The following is a 16,075-nucleotide window of genomic DNA, read 5'->3' on the forward strand; positions in this document are numbered from 1 at the left end:
TGCGCTCGATCCGGGAATTTGCCTAAGCCGAGGGCGGCACGGTCGCCGTTCAAGGATCCTTGCCCGATGCAGCGGTTAGCATCCTGGTCGAATTTGGGAAAAACAGTAGGTCCTTTTCTGGGCCCGGCACTCGGTGCTGCGGTCAGCGGATGGTTTCAAAGACGCGCCGGCCGAAAGCTACGACTTCAAGTGGGTGATATCGAAGTCGAGGCCAGTAATCAGGCAGAGGTTGAGCAATTGCTTGAATTGGCAATTGAGATCCGGAAACGCCAGACCAACGCCGGTAACAGTCATGAATGAGGCGGCGCTTGTCGTTCGCGTAGAGACAACGCTCCCTGCGCTGATCATTGGTGCCGGCGAGCACGCGAGCGTCCGTTTACTGGAATTTTTTGCATCGAACATTCGCACCCCAAACACACGACGGGCATATTCGCATGCGGTGGGCGAGTTTCTCGCGTGGTGCGCGCAGGCCGGCGTGAGGTCCATTATCGAGGTGCAGCCGCTGCACGTGGCGGCATGGATCGAGCTGCAAACACGGACGCTGTCGGCCCCGACCGTCAAGCAGCACCCGGCCGCGATTCGCCACCTTTTTGACTGGCTGGTGATCGGCCAGGTCGTGCCGGACAACCCAGCCGCGTCCGTGCGCGGACCGAGTTATACGACCCGCTAAAGCAAGACGCCCGTGCTTGACGCGAGCGAAGCGCGGCAGCTGCTGGACAGTATCGATGTGAGTATGCCCATTGGCCTGAGAGACCGGGCGTTGATTGCGTTGATGGTATTTTCGTTCGCGCGGGTAGCCGCAGCGCTCGCCATGCGTGTGGAGGACGTCTATAGCCAGCACCGGCGCTTGTGGGTACGCATGCATGAAAAGGCGGCAAGCAACATGAGATGCCCTGTCATCACACGCTAGAAGCCTAATTGGATGCATACATCCGAGCCGTCGGGATTAGCGCCGATGGCAAGGAGCCGCTGTTTCGTACCATTCAACGGGGCACCGGGCGTCTGAGCACCACCGCCCTGCCCAGTCCAATGCGTACGTGACGGTGACGCGCCGAGCGCCTGCGGCTGGTCTCGACACCAAGATTGGGAATCACACGTTTCGCGCTACCGGCATCACTGCCTATCTGAAAAACGGCGGCACACTACAAGAACGCCGCAGCGATGGCGAAGCATGCATCGACCCGTACCACACAGCTTTACGACCAGCGCCGTGACGACAGTAGCCTTGACGAGGTGGAGCGTATTTGCGTGCGAGTTGCGGAGTTTCTGCTGTAGTTAATACCAAGGCTGACAAGCGTATTTTGCGGTCGAGATAGGGGACAACTCCGGCAAAAAGGTAGCTGGTTCGGGATCGAAGAAGCTCGCGTGGACAATAAAAAGGCGACCTGAAACAGTCACGAATGGCTATCGCTTTTTGATTAATCCGGAGAAAAGAAGGAAAAGAAGCCGACGTTTTTACACGTCGGATAAAAGTCCGGCACTACGGGAAAACCGCCGGGACGAATTTGTCGGGAGACGCAAACGTTTTGTGTGACGAAACGTTCGGCAATTTTGGTTTTTACAGAAATCCCTTACCTATTGCCTCAATCCTCGTACCAATGGCACGTTGATTGCATTTATAAGCGTTCATCGATCGGCTCCCATTGCCACTAACGTGAAATCTTATGCACATCCACACGCCAAAAATGCCGCCTCGAATTGCAGACCAAGAAATCAGCCATCTCGAAGCGGTGCTAAGCCTCGCTTCGCGAGCGAACGCCGCAACCGGCCTACCTCGAATCGATGACGCTTACTGGCGCTTACGCGTGGAGCAGCTGGGGGATCGTTATGAACTTTTGCCGCAACAGAAAACTCGAGTAGCCAGACTCTCGCGCTCGCTTGCAGCAATAGCACACGTAGAAAGAGAAGCGGCAACCGCCGATTCGCTGTCGCGCTTTGCGGCTTAGCTTGCTCAGAGCAGCGAAATGAATAAAACCGAGTGTCCAACTGCAGCGTGGCGGTCGGCGAGTCTCCATGCCCGTTGCGGCGCATGGGCACCAACGCTCAGTGACGAACGTCGCGCCGGAACAAGGCCGATTTCATTGCCAAGTATTCTGACACTCTTTCGTTTTCCCTTTCAGTTCATTCGCCGGAAGCGTCCCATGCGACTAGCTGGAAAAAAACCCAAGTTAATGTTTTCTCGCAAAGATTCCACTGCCGCCACGCGCGAAACTTTATGCCACGACGACTTCGCAATTTACGCCACATACCGGTTGATTCAAGGCCGATTTATAGGGTCGCTCAAGGTTGTTAGGAAAACCGACAACCGTCTGCTTTTTCCGTTCGAAGGAGCGCCTACCATTGGGCCGTTTGACCACAAGGAGGAAGCACTGCGCGCGTCCGAGACACTCGGGATTCAGATCGTGGAAGGCGACATCGCCAATCCTGAACCGTGAGGCGCTGCGACATGGCTCATCGCACTCGGAGAAGAGGTCATCGCCCACGCCCTAAGTTCGCCCTGCTGCGCTGGGAGTGCCTGCCTATGATTACGAGCAGCGTTCATTCACTCATTGAAACGGCAAGCCCCATCGGTCTGCGACACCCTAGCCGTAGTGCTGTACAAAAAGATATCTTTTTGCTGGAACCGATTTACAAGTATGCCGGCGCCGCGCCGCAGTAGCAGCGGTCCGGCACACGCTTTGCACTAGAGCCGTGCGCGTACGCAATGGTTCCGCACGCGCCTGATGGCCACCAGTGGTAAACCCTTTCACTACGGAAGACGTCAAATCATGAAGATACTCACCACTCAGGACGGACTGCCTCGGCTTTCATGGGGTTCCGTGATCGCTGGCGTCATATTGTCGTCCATCGTCTATCTAATCATGAGCGTGCTTGGCACGGCAATCGGGGCGTCGCTCCTTTCGCCTTTGTCGCAGCCGAGTCCTTTGCATGGATTTGGTTTCGGCTCCGGCGTATGGGTTATTGTAACGACGGTATTGGCAGTCTTTGTGGGCTCCTATTTCGCAGGCCGCTGCGCCCCAGTTCTTGGCTGGCTGCATGGACTGTTAGCTTGGGCGGTCATGACCCTTCTGATCGTCTTTGGCACCACGTCGTTGATCAGCAGTGCGGTAAGCACTGTTGGCAGTGTGGCGGCTACCGGGGCTCAGGTTAGCGCGACAGCGGCGAATCAGACCAACGTCGACCCGTCGATGGTCAACTCAGCCAAGCAACAAATACAGGCAGCGGTTGCATCGGCTGCCTCAGAAGCATCGAGCCCTCAAGCCGAGCAAGATGGACGGCAAGCGGCCGACACGGCCGCCCGAGGCGTGGCCCGTGCAAGTTGGTTCGCTGTCGCCGCGCTGTTGGTGGGTGCGATCATTTCGATCGTCTCCGGAAGTGCTGGATTTCGCCATCAACCGTCCTTTGAAGACGCCGGCGGTACAGCTGCAGGTAACGATGCCGTTTCTACACTAAGCCGAGTGACACGTCCGACCAGGGCCCTCTGATTTAAGCCTCACCCATTTATCGCCTCTCTAACGCGTCCAGGCCGAGGCTCCCGCTTCGGCCTTTTTCCTTATGGGGCTCAACCATGGAACATGACTCAAAACCACCGACAGTTGGACTCACGCGAGGCGATGACAGTGGAGAAGAATTGAAAATCGCGGCAGTACAGGAAGAAGTCGATGTGGGCGTCAAAACAACCGAAACAGGAGCGGTTCGGATTCGTAAGGTGGTGCATGAAGAGATGCACCCGGTGCCGGTCAGCTTGCGCAGCCAGACCGTCGATGTTCGGCGCTTTGCGATCAATCGTCCCGTAGAAAGCAAGTACGAGGCGCGCCAAGAAGGCGACACGCTCATCATTCCGGTCTTTGAATATGTTCCCATCATCACGATGCAACTGACATTGAAAGAAGAGGTGCATGTAACCACCACCGTTTCACAGCAGGAAGTCTTCCAAAACGTGTTGTTAAACACTGAAGAATTAGTCGTTGAACGCCGGTCGGGCGCTCAGGGAGAATGGCACCGCGACGGCGAGAAAAACGAGTAGGTCGCAGGCGTCGGGCACAGCGGTTGCAACCTCCAATGCTGCATGCAATTCCCTTCATGGGCCGCCTTTGGCCCCTCTTTTATGGAGCGACCGTAATGGCACAAACTCTTATCGGCTTATTTAATACGTTCGAAGATGCACGCAGCGCCGCAGACCGTCTGACGCAAGAAGGTATCCCGCGCACGGACGTGAATGTGCACGCGAATGACGATGCGCTGCAAGCCAACGATGGAACGCTTTCCGCAGCGGATAACGGCGGCACGCGGACAGTTGTCGGTGACCACGCAGCAGGCGACGTGCATGAACATTCCACCGGCGGCATTGCTGGATTTTTTAAACGCCTTTTCGGTGACGATGAAGCGCCGGAAGAGGTTGGCCACTATCACGAATCGCTTCGCCGCGGCCACGCACTGCTCTCCGTTGATGTGCACGATGAAACACGGGTTGACGCCGTTCGCGCCGCACTCAATAGCGCGGGCGCAATCGATATCGACGAGCGGGTCGCGCATTGGAAGAGCTCGGGCTACAACGGTTATGACAGTACAGTGCCTGCGTACACGGCCGACGAAATCGCGGCCGATCGCCAAGCGTTTCCAGTGGTGAAGGAAGACCTCGCTGTAGGCAAACGTGAGGTGTCCACAGGTGGCGTTCGCGTCTATTCCCGTCTGACCGAAACCCCGGTGAGCGAGTCGGTCGATCTGCGCGAAGAGCACGCGACGATCGAGCGCCGTCCTGTTGACCGCCCCGCTACGGCTGCTGATCTGAAGGAAGGATTTGTCGAAGTTCGGGAGACGGCAGAACAACCCGTTGTCGCCAAAACCGCACGCGTTGTTGAAGAAGTGATCGTTGGCAAGGAATCAAGCAATCGCACTGAAACAGTCAACGACACGGTTCGCGGTACGGACGTCGAAGTGGAACGCGTCGCGGGTCAAGAGGGAGCGTTGCGTCCCGACGTTTCAGTGAAGAAGCCCTAATTCGAGTAATCGTTCGTAGTTCTTAGCGGCGGCCGACTGGCCGCCGCTTTGCTTTTCCGATCTTGACCTGCCGCTATCGCCAACAGGCACGACGGCACGGCGTTTGCGGTACTTCAATGCACCGCAGAGGTTGCGGAAACGAAAACGCTACGTCTAAGGAGACGGCAATGAAAGTGTTTATGAAAAGAGTGTTGGTGGCGATAACCGTTATTGGCCTGTCGGGTGGTGCATACGCCCAGGCCGGCGGAGGCGGCGGAGCCGGCGCAGGGGGTGCAGGCGCAGGTGGGGGAGCCGGCGCGGGCGGCGGTGCCGGAGCAGGTGGAGCCGGCGCGGGAGGTTCCAGCGGCGGATCGGGCGGCGGCGGCGCAGGCAATGGCGGGAACGGCGGTTCGGGCGTTGGCATGGGAGCACCCAATCAGTCCGGCAAGACCGGCGGTGCAATGAGCGCGCCTGGAAAGACTGTTCCTGGAGGTGGTACCGGAACAGGCACGGGTGACCAACCAGGTACCGCTGGCGCAGGTGCGAAGTCCAGCAACGGCACCAGCAACTAAATTGTCGAGCGCCGCACGGTCCTACCGTGGGGCGCCATAACCCATGGGGGTCAACAATGTCTGACATCGCGAAAGAAAGTGCTCAGGCGAGCGGCGCTGATGAAAAGCCCGATGCCTCTAAAAATCCGGACTCAAAGACGACGCTTAGCGATTTTGCGCACGCCTCCCAGTCGTGGGACGCGCCTGAAACGAGCTCCAGTAATTCTTCCGCCGCTGATAGCGAGGCATCAGCCAAGCGAGTGCGCGAAGTTCTCGACGACGCACAAGAAGTTTTGCAACGGAATTATCGCGCGGCGTCTGACAGCGCAGACGATTTCGTCCACGAAAACCCGTGGAAGACCATCACCCTGGCGGCGGTCGGCGGGATCATCTTGGGCATGCTGATAAGCCGTTAGATTTGGCTCGTTTTGTTCGCCGCCTGCATGAGCCTTGTTCAATAGGGCTTTGGCAAAGGCGCATCAAGCGTTGGCGACTGAGGCTTACGACCGCCCTCGGCGGAATCGCTTACGGGCGGCGCTGATATAGGCAGCGACGTCGCAACGCCGGTACTACTCGCCGCGTCAACTGGGGGATGAGCAACGACGCGCTTTGCGGCGTCCATTTTCAACACATTATCCGCTGCCGAGGTTGCCGAGGGTTGGGCGAACGCCAGCACCGGTAGCCAAGCGATAGAGGCGATCACTGCAGCGCTGAGGATTGAAGACCGTAGCGTAGTTTTCATTTCGGCATCCATAGTGTCGTTTCGTTTATTTGGGAACATCTTTTGCTCGAAGGTGGTTCACGTGTGCGGATGAGCGAGTGCTAGCATTTGCTGCACCCGCCGCATAGCGAGAATCCATTCAACGACTTTCAATAGGGAGTATGGACATGCCGTATCTTTTGGGTTGGCTGCTTGGGGTTCCAGTTATCGTGTTAGTGATTCTCTATTTGATTTTCCATTGATGTGACCGGACGGAGCGGGGAGTCTTAGATAACCCTCAAGTATGTCCGGGGCACACCTCGCAATTACTAGGCGGAACGATTTTTTCACTGAGGTTCGCGTGCTTAACCCTCTGTTCCAAGCGCAAGCCAATATTCGACGCTGGAAGGCGATCGCTAATTTTTGCGCCGCTCGCGCAGGCGACTATGCTGAGTTAGCCGGGCTCGAGCTGGCCGAGACGAAAGCGACTGTATTACGGGAGTTGATCTCGATGGTCGCGCTCGCCGTGGGTGTTTTGTTCACTCTCTCGTTTCTATGCTTCGCTTTGATTGCGACGGCGTTCGGAACGCCATATTTCTTGGCTGTGGTGTGGGCAATCGCGGGCATATGGCTCATCGTATCTGTCGCAGCGTTCTTTACCATGCGTACGCAGCTGCGCGGCGCTAACCACTTCGGTTCGCTTCAATCCGAACTACGCGAAGACTTGAAAGCGATCAAGGAGGCCCTGTGAAGACGCCGCCGGAATGGACCTACCATGAGACCCGCAAGGAACGTCGGGCTCACGTCTTGTCGCGCTTAGCCCTGACGCGAGCTGAATTTATGGCCGATCACAGCACCGGCGAGATTACTGGAAACGGGCTGTTTCACCACCGTGCTCTCAGTACGAACTCGTTGCCAATCAAACGGTCTCGCGGCAGCATCCTGCTTGCGTCACCAAATGCTCAAACAATCACGGCTGTGCTTGTTTGCTCGGTGATTTTCGGTCCACGCCGTCTATTCGCGTTAGTGGGGCTTCCCATCGTGCGTGCGTGGGCGACTCGCGCAGTCCGTAATCTGATTACGGCGCCGAAAGCGCAAGAAAAAAATACACGAATGCCGGCGGGTTTGGTAGGTGCAAGCTCCTAGACGAAGGAGCCTGCAGTCTGATGCGCGTTTTCTGCGACGGTGCCGACGTGCGTGTAGCCGGGCGATTGACGGGCTTACCCGAATGGATGGTGGCAGTCTCCCTGACCGTAGCCGTCAATAAGGCCTTCAACGCAGTCCCCGAAGCACCTCAGCTCCCAAGTCACGCTTGGCCCGTTGGCTGCCCAGCGCCGGCGTCGTCGTCAACGTCCGGGACCAAATCGCGTGTCCCGATTGGTAGTGCCCCTGCTCATGACGCTCTTTGCCATTGCGTGATAGTCTCTTCGCAACCTTTTTGCGAAAACACCAACTGTCTGTAAAGCGTTCGTTCTGGCAGGCTATGATCATTGACCAAGCAGGGCGAGCCGTTGAGACTTGCAACTATTACTTGAAAGTATCACCTCTCTTGGTACTCACTGCTCGTGAAAGCTGTAATTACTTCTCATGCTTGCGTTACCGCGCTAGACGTTGCCCCCTACGATCAATTCGGCTACGCGCTGTATGGAAACGACGGGCTTATGCATACAGACTTTGTCAATCTTCGGACCGCCAAGGTCTTCGCAGCCGAGCTGGCAGGCAATAGTGCGTTCGCAATGCTCATGGTCGCTATCGCCAACGCAGATCCGCAGATCTACAACGCAATGGTCGGCAGGTCATTCGATGACGCGGCTAGGGAGTCGCGCTAAACGGCATCGATCTTGCCGCCAAATTTTGAAATTCAACACTTGGAGCATGCCGTGAGAGCCACTATTCTCGGGCATTCGTTAGTCCCTGAAGGGGATGAGCAACTGCACATTTTTCATTACATGCTGGACGACGGAGGAGCAGGTCCCGCCCGGAATGAATCCATTTCACTGCGGACGGCGCGCGTGATTGTGGCTAACCTCCCCGATGGGAATGCCCTTATCGCCATGCTGCGCGCGATTGTTGATATGCAGCCGGACGCTTATGCCGCATTAGTGGGTCGCCAGTTCCGAGACGCACATGGGTAAGACGGCGTTAGCGACTCGCTTCGGATCTGAGGCAAACACCCACAAGATTGCCCGATTTTTTCTCCACCGGGCTGGCTTCGATAATCGCTATCCGCGCCGCATGCGAGACTGTGCCGCCCGGTGATCCTTTGATTTCCCCGCTTTGGCGTATATGAGCGCATGCTCGCCGAGAAGCTGGGCGTCGTGCCGCCAATCCAGTGACCGACGTGCAATTTTGTGCTGAAACGCAAGGGCGGTCGAAGTAAAACGGCAGCCACGCCCTGGATCAGAAGCATCAAGCCGGACGGGAGCAACATGATGAAAATCCGCTCACACGCGCTATTTGCGTTGGCCACTCTGGCCGCCGGCTGCGCGGCTTTGGCGATAGCCGCTGAGCCACCCCTGAAAACATTGCCGTTACAACAGGACATCTGGATCACTGGAACGATGCAACCCCATGCCGGACAGTTCCTATCGGGAAAGCAGACGACCCTCCGGTTGGATTTTCCTGCGATATCGCCCTGCGACAATCACGTTGTAACGGCGGTCAAGCTGGATAAGGCAGGCCAGGCAGAACCGTTGCTTTTGCTGTCTCGTCGTGGGCAGCGAATCGCCCTCAGGGGACGCGTCACTTGTTCAAGCTCTGGTGTCCGGTTTTCTCCGATGCCAGAGCCGGACTACGTGTTTCCTATTTACTAGCTACTCACACGATTCCCGGGACATCTTGGCTATCTAAAGGTGCTTCGGCTCGAACGGGAAAGCGGATTTCAAAGGTCGTGCCGTGACCTTGCCGGGTCTCGAAGTGGATTCTGCCATCAAGCACCCGGCAAAGCTCCTTGACGATCGCCAGCCCTAGGCCCACGCCGGGTATATCCTCGCCTGCGGCCCGCTGAAATTCGTCGAATATTCGGTTGGTGTCCGACGACGCAATGCCGACACCGGTATCGGCAACCCGCAAAAACCAGCCGCCATCTCCGTGCCCGCCCATCGCCAGCTTGACTTCACCAGCTTTGGTGTACTTTGTCGCGTTCGACAAGAGGTTTAGCGCCACCTGCTTTACCTTGATGCGGTTTGATAGCACCGTTGGCACCGCGGCGTCGAAACAGGTAGAAAGGTGTAAGCCTTTCGCCTCGATACCAGGACGGCAAGCCGTCACCAACTCATCAAAGAGTTCGCGCAAGTCGAAAGGCTCTACCGCAAGCGGTGCCCGGTCGCCCAACACGACTGAGTATACGACCATGTCGTCTACCAGTTGTTTCATGTCCGCCGCCTGTCGGGTGGCCAGCGCCAAACCGGCTTCTGCTTTGGATGGCGCGCGCGAAATGAGTTGTAACGCGGTGGAAAAAGCGTTCAGGAAATTGCGAAGATCATGTACGACACTGCGCGTGATCTGCATGCGCGATTCATAAAGGTCGCTCACCAGCTGCTGCTTCAGTGCTAATTCGTGGTTCGCCCGCTCCAGGCTACCGGTGTATTCGTCGATTTTTCGATCGCGCTCTGTGACGACTTCCCGGATGGACGTGACGGTGACAAAACCGAGCGCCTCGTCAATCAGCCGGCGAGCACGCCCTTCATGTCGCCTAGTGAAAACACCATCCAATTCCGCGAACGTCTCAGCCGCATCCACCAGCACCTGCCTGAACAGATCCAGTTCGTGTACTAGTTCATCGATTCGATAGCCCTGCTGCCAGCGAACTTTGCCATGGGTGCGAGCGTCGCGTTCGATCGCCGGCTCCACCTGTTCAAGATCCTGCGCGTCGAGCGCAGCACAGATTCCGTCCAGGATTTCCGGAAGATGATCGGCGAGCTGGTCGTACGTCAGTTTGTCAGCCTCGACGAGGCTGGCGTCGCCGAATACTGCTTTCATCCACTTTTCGGTCAGGGTGGTCCGTTCCCGACGCAGGAATTCGGCAAAACCGCGAAGCGGGCCTGCTTGCGTTTCAGTCATGTTGGTGTTTGCAGAATAGTGTTTTGAGGGAACGGGGCGCCGTAGTGACGCGGACTGCCTAGGATATTTTTAATGGTACCAAGTCACGGGCGCCAGGAAAGCTAACCGAGCGCGGCGCCTCCCTGAGGCGAAGCTACCGGCGCGCCGGGCAGGCTCCTTTCGTCGACGGGTAATCGCAAGAGCCAACAAATCTTCGGCCATCCTTTCCTACATAGTTGGCACAACTCAACCGCCTCGTAAGCACCGCAGACAGTCTACTATGCCTCGTTAGGCGAGTTTGCTGCGCATGCCATGGGTAACGAACAGTATCCGCGCCCTCGTAGTCAGGATCCAGATAGATGAAACACCGCTGAATCCTAAAATCGAGTATTGCAAAAACATCACACCATCTCCCAGCCAACGATTGTTCGGCGCTCCAGCGGACGCCATTTGAAGTCACATCTGAGCTCGTTCCTTCGATGACAACAACATCCCCCTGCTGGATAAAGTTGAGTAGGCGTGGTCGTGTCTAAACTCCGCAGCCATCTTGCCGAGGTCCGAGAAAAGCCACTCGTACTCAATGCGCCCTGTTGCAAGTCCCCACTTCGGAAAATAAACCTGGGCTTGGTCATCGAACAGCTCGAAAAATGTACTCGGGAGTCGAGGCGCTGCAGATACTCCAGAGCTATTGTTCGACGCTGCTGATCAGTCATTCCCGTGCTTTCCGTGGTCGCTCCTTAAAAAACCATAGAGCAATTCGCGTGTACACCCACCATTAGCGCCAGCAGGTAATGGAGGAACTGGACGTTATTCATAGGCAATTCCGAGCGCGCGAGCGTATCCTGGACAGCCATGGTGAAGTTTTGTTTTCTTACGGGACATGGGAAGCGTAAGCCGCGCCCACGCGACCCTACCAGCCATACTTCAGCTCCAGCCCCACATAGCCCGAGTTGCTCCCGCCCAGCTCGCGGATAGAATCCCCGACCCGGAAATGCACGGCCTCTACGGATGCAACAAGGTTGGTCGCCACTCTCCAGTCAGCACGTATCTGTAAGTAGGCGCCAGTCCATCGCGTGCGGTGCCCAGCAGTATCGGGACAACAGCACTTCCCTGCTGATAAATCGCATCGTTCGTGCTCATCCGCCATTGCAAACCTACAGCGAACAATAAGGCAAGTTTGCTGGACGGTTTGAGCGAAAAAGAGGGCTTTACATGGATGAGGTTTGCATACCCGGTGTAGCCCGCAAACATGAACTAATAACAGTTTGGGAAAAGCGGATTGAAGGTCTCAACGCGGCCGTCGTTCAAGTGACGGTCACCGGATGCTGCTTCAACCTGCAAGCCGAATCGGGGCGTCCAGAGGGAATTCTGCGTGCAGCCGAACAGCGAGCCAACCGCCCATGCCCCAATCGTCTTTTCGCCGACGTTACCCGTTTCAAACATCGACTCTACGTCCCAATCTCAAGCAGAGACTTTCCCCGTATATCGCAGGTCAAATACATTGCGATGCTCCTCACCTTGCGCATCAATGAACTGTGCACCGGCACGCGTGTAAAGCGGATAACATCCAGATAGGTACTCAAGCCCCACGTCCTTGCGTTTCGAAACGTACGCCGCTAAAGGTCAAATGACGATTCGAGGTGTCGTCAAATTCCGAGATATCGCGGTACTGAACCGGCCGCGTCGCTTACCCGATGAACCGCTACTTCTCGTACTCGTAGTCTGCCCATAGTGCGTCGTATGCCTGCGGTATATTTGGGCCGTCACGCATAGAGATAAATCTCTACAAGTCGAACGCCATTTCCTGCCGCCTAATGCGCAACTTTATCGTTTTCGGGCCTAGCGGGCTCTCCCAGGCAAGGAACGCCTGATGGCTGGTGACCGGCAAGACGGTCGGTGGCATCCGCATTTATCCCAAGCGCAACTGTCTGGACCGTGAGACAGCAGTCGAACAAGCAGCGCTTGACCATACGTTGCCCGGTTTTTCCACTTTGTTCGAACTCGACGACACGTCGGCCAAATTCCCAATAGGTTGCGGTCATTGCCGCGTTCACGCTGAGCGCTGCGGCTCGGCGGCTGCCCTCGGTGATTGCGATGATATCGCCGTGAATGCCTTTGTACTCAGTGCTGCTCAAAACGACGTTAGACATTGCTTTGTCACGAAACGATAAAAGAAGGACAGATGGCAGCCTACCTAGGAGTCCTCCTGAACTTAAAGATAACCGATCCGTCGTTGTCACGATGGTACGGGTTCGAGGACGCTAACTGTTTGAGCTCATCGGCTCACACCACACATAAGATGGACCAAATGTGAATCGTGCGTCGCCCACAAGCAATTTCACGCAATAAAATCACGACATTTCCGTTTGGGAGTGATTTGTCTAACAAACCGCTGCTCCTGTGCGGCGCTGGGGTCAAATTTGCTGCCGGCACTATATTACGTTGGCTTTTAGTCGGTCCAGCGACGTATGAATTTGCAAACAACTGCAACTTGGCAGCAGCCTGCGGGACGATTCGCTATAGCCTTGCTCGACGATGTATAGAGCATTTAACTTTGCGCAGTTGAAAGGAACAGACGGTTAGTTGCATTTTTTAATTATAAGAAAAGTCGTAATTGCTCCCCTCCCCTAGTAGAGAATCGTGCACCGCCGCACAGGTGAACACGCGGAACCCGCCGACGGCGCATCATTTGATTTCCATCTAAGAGCGTAATCGTCAGCGTATCCGGCTCGAATTACGACACCATGGATACGAAGGTACTGGTTTCGTAAGAACAAAGGCAATGCGATGGAAGGTGAAATCAGTAAAGCGGCAACCCCGTTGGGCAGACCCCGGCCGCATCAGGCGAAGTATTCTGGCAGGAGATAGTGTCATCGTAGAAGGCGAGTGGACTCGGCGGCCGACGGTTTTCCCGAGAGCGCGGACTCGCGGTCAGCACGTTTGGTCTGTGGCGCAAGAAGTTTTCGGATTCCCTCAAAGAGAACCAACTGGAGCTTGCAATTACTACAGATGCGGCATTCATCGTGTCCTATACAGATACGGGTTCGATGCCGTTGTCGCCCGACGCAACACCGCCGTTGCACGCATCGTACTCGCGTGACCGAGTGGTGCTTTGGCTGGCTGGCGTTCGCATCGAGCTAAGCGGGTTTAATGCCGAGCTCATCGTTCGATTCGTGCTTGGACAGTTCAGAGATGGCCGGTGCGCTGATTGCCTCGGACGTTCGCGCATACATCAGCCGTGATCCTGTGGACATGCGCAAGGCGATTTACGTTTTTTCTTACCTTGGCGAGCCGCTGCCTGCGCAGAAGCCTGCATCGGTCAACCTATTCGCCTTCGAGACGCAGTACCGCTCCAAATTAAAGATTCTTCACTAGAATCTAGGGCTTCGCCGTTTGGTACAAGCAACTGGAGGGGGTTGTATCTTCTCTGCAGTGCAGTTTCGATGCATTGGGATTTATCGGCCGAGAATTAGCTGCGGCATCGAACTATGCATGTACTGATGGTTACAATACACGTAGTGAAAAGTACGCGATCGGCTACACTCAACGGATTTTGGTGAGAATTAGACATTGTCGCGTATCTTGCCCGTCGAACGGCAGAGCGCACACACAATCTCGTGAAACAATCTCATAAACACGCAATAAGTCATTGATAACGCTAAATAAAATCTGGTCGGTGAAAATTTTAAATTGTTTCACGATCGGAGACGGAAATCATTGCCTGCTAGGTAGCAGGATATGAGGTTGTTCGCCAGAACAGTGTCAGTGGTTTTTATCAAGTCGCCCAGCTCACTTGAACTCGCGCTTCAAGAGTCGATTCGATGACCTACGACCGACAAATACAGCGTCCACGCGTCGGCGATAATAAACAGGAGCGACGTAGGCAGCACTGCTTTCCAAATGACCAACCCCATCGCAAGATCTCCCTGATTGCGGTCATTTACCCATGGCTTCGTCTTAGAGCTGTATGTATATAAGGGCTATTCACTTAGCGCCAACGGAGCGATCATGTCGGCGTGAGCGAATTTCAACCTACCCCTCTTGCGGGCGTCGACTACCCTCGGACGTGGAACCAGTTTGAAGAATGGTTTGCCACCGAGGACGACTGCGCGCGTTATCTTCAGCGACTGCGCTGGCCAGATGGATTCGCTTGCCCGGATTGTAGAATTAAGGGTGAACCATATCGAAGTAGCCGCGGACGCCTGATCTGCAGAGCCTGCCGCCATTCGTGCACGGTTACGTCAGGTACGATTTTAGATAAGACACGCACGCCCCTCAAGGTTTGGCTGGCAGCTGCGTGGCATATTACGAGCCAGAAATCAGGCATGAGCGCCTTGGGTTTGCAGCGTGTACTGGGCTTTGGTAGTTACCAAACCGCCTGGACCATTCTGCATCGCTTTCGGCGGGCGATGGTTCGCCCGGGGCGAGAGCGCTTGCAAGGCATCGTCGAAGTAGACCAGAGCTATCTTGCAATTCGTGATCGCCGTGTTACCCCCGTCGGTAAAGGCACGAGGGGGCTGACCACTAAAGCTATCGTGGTGATTGCCGTGGAAATCTTGGTGCCAAAAGGGTTCGGCCGTATCCGTATCCAGCGAATTGAAGCGGAGTCGGGCGCCAACATCGTTCCGTTCGTGAGAGAAGTCGTGGAACGCGGCTCCGTGCTGCGTACGGACGGCGCAGCCATCTACCGGGACCTGCGGGAGGAATATCAGCATGAACGGACGGTGGTCAGAAACGTGATACCGGCGGATGCCATTCCAGCTCACATGCCGCTGCCTGGCGTACATCGGGTGGCTTCGTTGCTCAAGCGCTGGCTCCTCGGTACACATCTAGGAGCAGTTAAGCCGGCCCAGTTGGAACACTATCTCGACGAATTCGTGTTCCGCTTCAACCGACGCGCGTCACGTTCTCGCGGCCTTATTTTCTACCGCTTGCTCGAACAGGCCGTTCAAGCCGACCCGATCACCTACCGTCAGATCGCAAAAAGAACATCTCGCGACGCTTAAATTTCGGCTTGCGGGATGGTGGCTCTAAGTGGATAGCCCTTATGTATACACAGTACCCAATCCCGCAAGCTCATGTCGAAAACGGGCTTTACTAGCCTTGCGTCGGGGCATTACTAATTAGCTTCATGCGCACGCTGTTACACGGATTAGCGATTGATTTGAGTGCTCTCAAGCTCAATCCCCCACGCGTTAGCAACCTCCGCGGTTTGTTACAGCTAATGCAGATTTGCAGCGATCGCAGTAAAACCTTAAAGCTCAGTTAGAGCGTATTCGGCGGCGACAATGCAGCACCCTGTTTAACGGCGCCGAGCAGGGACTGTGACGTTGGAAAAACTTAATTCGCTGAGAATTTAGTTGTCTCCAACGGAAAGCGAATCAAAGCGCTTGCATCGGATGGATCTCGTTCGTGAGGCGCATGATCAGATTGCGCTTCAGTGCCTTTCAATGCCGGCCACCCAGCACTGATCGTGTTCACTTTCGCACGCGCCAATCTCGTGTTTTGCACACTTCGACAAGCACAGGGACAGCCGGTAAATGTGGTTCATACAGGCGTACGCTTGCCTGTCTGCCGACTCAAAAACCTGCAGGGCAAGCTGTAACGCGACTGGAAGAAACTGATTAAAGAAAAGACACAAACGTCCAAGTCCGCGCGACATTGCCGCAACGATCTTCCATCGCTTATTACATTTTCCGTGAGTCCTTCGCACCGCCCGTTGTTGCTCCCTATTGCGCGTCAGCGTCATCGCAGGTCAAAGGTAAGAAACCCTTCTCGCGTCCCGTTCTACACCACGCTCGAA

The 16,075-nt window shown here is 55.8% G+C and carries 14 protein-coding genes and 4 pseudogenes; 15 read left to right on the top strand and 3 right to left on the bottom strand.

Features of this window, described 5'->3' with window-relative positions; all coding sequences use genetic code 11:
• The first annotated feature begins 66 nt into the window (after positions 1-66).
• From AXG89_RS43450 to AXG89_RS27370, 12 genes and pseudogenes are all read left to right on the top strand, one after another.
• Complete coding sequence (locus tag AXG89_RS43450; RefSeq protein ID WP_236873517.1) at positions 67-300, top strand: hypothetical protein; 234 nt, start codon at positions 67-69, stop codon at positions 298-300.
• Positions 293-1,275, top strand: a pseudogene (locus AXG89_RS27320) (tyrosine-type recombinase/integrase). Before AXG89_RS43450 ends, AXG89_RS27320 begins: the two are co-directional and overlap by 8 nt.
• A 689-nt stretch (positions 1,276-1,964) precedes the next feature.
• Positions 1,965-2,435 (top strand): DUF6723 family protein, encoded by a 471-nt coding sequence (locus tag AXG89_RS43455; protein WP_236873516.1) that lies wholly within the window; start codon positions 1,965-1,967, stop codon positions 2,433-2,435.
• Positions 2,436-2,768: 333 nt separating this feature from the next.
• Entirely contained in the window at positions 2,769-3,485 is a 717-nt protein-coding gene (locus tag AXG89_RS27330; protein WP_062173896.1) for a hypothetical protein, read from the top strand.
• A gap of 83 nt (positions 3,486-3,568) precedes the next feature.
• Complete coding sequence (locus AXG89_RS27335) at positions 3,569-4,027, top strand: YsnF/AvaK domain-containing protein (protein ID WP_062173893.1); 459 nt, start codon at positions 3,569-3,571, stop codon at positions 4,025-4,027.
• Between the two features lie 95 nt (positions 4,028-4,122).
• On the top strand, positions 4,123-5,001 hold the full coding sequence (locus AXG89_RS27340; RefSeq protein ID WP_062173892.1) for a YsnF/AvaK domain-containing protein: 879 nt from the start codon (positions 4,123-4,125) through the stop codon (positions 4,999-5,001).
• Between the two features lie 167 nt (positions 5,002-5,168).
• Positions 5,169-5,552 carry a hypothetical protein gene (locus AXG89_RS42815; protein WP_062173890.1) on the top strand — a complete coding sequence of 128 codons (384 nt, stop codon included), beginning with the start codon at positions 5,169-5,171 and terminating at the stop codon, positions 5,550-5,552.
• Positions 5,553-5,608: 56 nt separating this feature from the next.
• Positions 5,609-5,947, top strand: a complete 339-nt coding sequence (locus AXG89_RS27350; RefSeq protein WP_062173888.1) for a DUF883 family protein — start codon at positions 5,609-5,611, stop codon at positions 5,945-5,947.
• Between the two features lie 645 nt (positions 5,948-6,592).
• Positions 6,593-6,982 carry a phage holin family protein gene (locus AXG89_RS27360; protein WP_236873515.1) on the top strand — a complete coding sequence of 130 codons (390 nt, stop codon included), beginning with the start codon at positions 6,593-6,595 and terminating at the stop codon, positions 6,980-6,982.
• Positions 6,983-7,892: 910 nt separating this feature from the next.
• The gene (locus AXG89_RS42405; protein ID WP_162916140.1) at positions 7,893-8,060 is read left to right on the top strand and encodes a hypothetical protein; all 168 of its coding nucleotides are present in this window, start codon (positions 7,893-7,895) and stop codon (positions 8,058-8,060) included.
• Positions 8,061-8,111: 51 nt separating this feature from the next.
• Positions 8,112-8,366 (top strand): hypothetical protein, encoded by a 255-nt coding sequence (locus tag AXG89_RS27365; RefSeq protein WP_062173884.1) that lies wholly within the window; start codon positions 8,112-8,114, stop codon positions 8,364-8,366.
• Positions 8,367-8,660: 294 nt separating this feature from the next.
• A complete protein-coding gene (locus AXG89_RS27370; protein ID WP_236873514.1) occupies positions 8,661-9,044 on the top strand; it encodes a hypothetical protein in 384 nt (127 codons plus the stop codon).
• A gap of 4 nt (positions 9,045-9,048) precedes the next feature.
• Here the strand turns inward: AXG89_RS27370 and AXG89_RS27375 are convergent, their stop codons facing one another.
• The 3 genes and pseudogenes from AXG89_RS27375 to AXG89_RS44905 form a co-directional block, all read right to left on the bottom strand.
• Positions 9,049-10,293, bottom strand: a complete 1,245-nt coding sequence (locus AXG89_RS27375) for a sensor histidine kinase (RefSeq protein ID WP_062173881.1) — start codon at positions 10,291-10,293, stop codon at positions 9,049-9,051.
• 889 nt (positions 10,294-11,182) lie between these two features.
• Positions 11,183-12,157 (bottom strand): annotated as a pseudogene (locus tag AXG89_RS27385) (alginate export family protein); the annotation flags it as partial.
• Positions 12,158-12,216: 59 nt separating this feature from the next.
• Positions 12,217-12,422 (bottom strand): annotated as a pseudogene (locus AXG89_RS44905) (DUF1016 N-terminal domain-containing protein); the annotation flags it as partial.
• 789 nt (positions 12,423-13,211) lie between these two features.
• On the opposite strand from AXG89_RS44905, the pseudogene AXG89_RS44910 reads away from it, so the two are divergent.
• The 3 genes and pseudogenes from AXG89_RS44910 to AXG89_RS27400 all read left to right on the top strand — a co-directional run.
• A pseudogene (locus tag AXG89_RS44910) lies at positions 13,212-13,514 on the top strand (hypothetical protein); the annotation flags it as partial.
• Positions 13,465-13,647, top strand: coding sequence for a transposase (locus tag AXG89_RS42415; RefSeq protein WP_144029421.1), 183 nt, complete (start codon positions 13,465-13,467; stop codon positions 13,645-13,647). The pseudogene AXG89_RS44910 and the gene AXG89_RS42415, both read left to right, overlap by 50 nt.
• Positions 13,648-14,288: 641 nt before the next feature.
• Positions 14,289-15,278 (top strand): IS1595 family transposase, encoded by a 990-nt coding sequence (locus tag AXG89_RS27400; protein WP_062173873.1) that lies wholly within the window; start codon positions 14,289-14,291, stop codon positions 15,276-15,278.
• Positions 15,279-16,075: the final 797 nt, after the last annotated feature.

The sequence above is a fragment of the Burkholderia sp. PAMC 26561 genome (genome assembly GCF_001557535.2).
GTDB lineage: Bacteria > Pseudomonadota > Gammaproteobacteria > Burkholderiales > Burkholderiaceae > Caballeronia.